The sequence below is a fragment of the Streptomyces sp. SD15 genome (assembly GCF_054462255.1).
The window spans coordinates 1-1,342 of record NZ_JBTLMO010000136.1 but is presented as its reverse complement, the minus strand read 5'-3'; the positions used below and the strand labels follow the sequence as shown (position 1 = coordinate 1,342).

The window sequence follows — 1,342 nt, the reverse complement described above, 5'->3', positions numbered from 1 at the left end:
CTCGCCGCCGGTAGTGGCAGTGGCGGGCGACGGCTTGGCGTCTGCGCCGCCACTGCGACCAGCTCACCGCGTGAATGCCAAGCGGCCGGCGGGACCGGGATGCGGAGCGAGTTGCCAGGAGCCGGCGCACTTCCGCCACGGTGAGCGGAACCAGGGTGCCGGAACCGTTTCTGCATCCCCCTTTGCCGCTGCCTGGGCCGCCGTGGCGGCGAGGAAGGCGTGGGCGAGCATGGCCAGGGTGACGTGCCGCATCCAGCCGACGTAGCGGCGGACTTCGTACTGGTCCAGGCCGCATTCGTTCTTCGCGGCCTGGAAGCATTCCTCGATCGCCCACCGCCGCCCGGCGACCCGCACCAGCCGGTCGACGTCCGTGTCCGCCGGGGCATAGCCGAGGTAGTAGGCGATCTCGTCGGGTCTGCTGATGCTGCGGCGGGCCAGCGCCCAGCGCTGATGCGTGGGCCTGTCGCCGTCGAAGTCCTCGATCGCGGGGATCTGGACGGCCGCCCAGTGATAGACGCGCGGGCCCTTGGCGCCGTTGCCGCACGAGCGTTTCTCCCACGCCTCGTCCGGCGCCTGCGTGAACAGGTGGTCGATGCGGCCGAACCGCGGCACCTGCTGGGACTTCGGGACGGCCAGGACGTAGCCGATGGCGGTCTCTTCCAGCAGTCGGCGAAAGCGCCATTCCTGGCCGTAGGCGGAGTCGGCTGTCACCCAGGAGATCGGCAGCGGCGAGGCGAGCGCGCGCAGCACCATCACCTTGGCCAGCTCTCCCTTGGTAGCAAAGGTCCGCTCATCGGGGATCTTCGCGGCGCGGCAGCGCCGGCGGTCGTCGGTCCAGGACTTGGGCAGATACAGCTCGCGGTCCACCAGGGCCCGGCCTCGGGTGGTGGCGTAGGCGGCGAAGACACCGATCTGGCAGTTCTCGGTGCGGCCGGCCGTGCCGGAGTACTGGCGCTGGACGCCCGCGGAGGTGGTGCCTTTCTTGATGAAACCTGTGTCGTCGAGGATGAGTACCCCGCCGTCTTCGCCGAGGTTCTCGGCGACGTATGTCTGCAGGTCGTCGCGGACGTCGTCGGCATTCCAGGTTGCCCCGTTCAGCAGCCGCTGCAGGCCGTCGGGGGTGCGGTGGCCGGCGTATTCGGCCAGCTGCCAGCCGTTCTTGCGGCCGACGGGCCCGAGCAGGGCGCGGACGTAGTCCCGCATTCGGCGTCGCAGGTCGGCGCGGCCGAAGCGGTGGCCGATCCGGAGGAAGAGGTCGTCGAGTTCACGGTCCCAGGTCGCGTCCGCAAGGTCGTCGATCACGCTGGAAGGCTGCCCGGATCGCAGCCCAGACAGTTCTCCA

At 70.1% G+C, this 1,342-nt stretch carries 1 protein-coding gene; it reads right to left on the bottom strand.

What is annotated here, in order from left to right; all coding sequences use genetic code 11:
• Window positions 1-63: 63 nt before the first annotated feature.
• Window positions 64-1,302: an IS701 family transposase gene (locus ACX28W_RS43870; protein ID WP_459005685.1), complete on the bottom strand. Its 1,239-nt coding sequence runs from the start codon at window positions 1,300-1,302 to the stop codon at window positions 64-66.
• Between the last annotated feature and the right edge of the window lie 40 nt (window positions 1,303-1,342).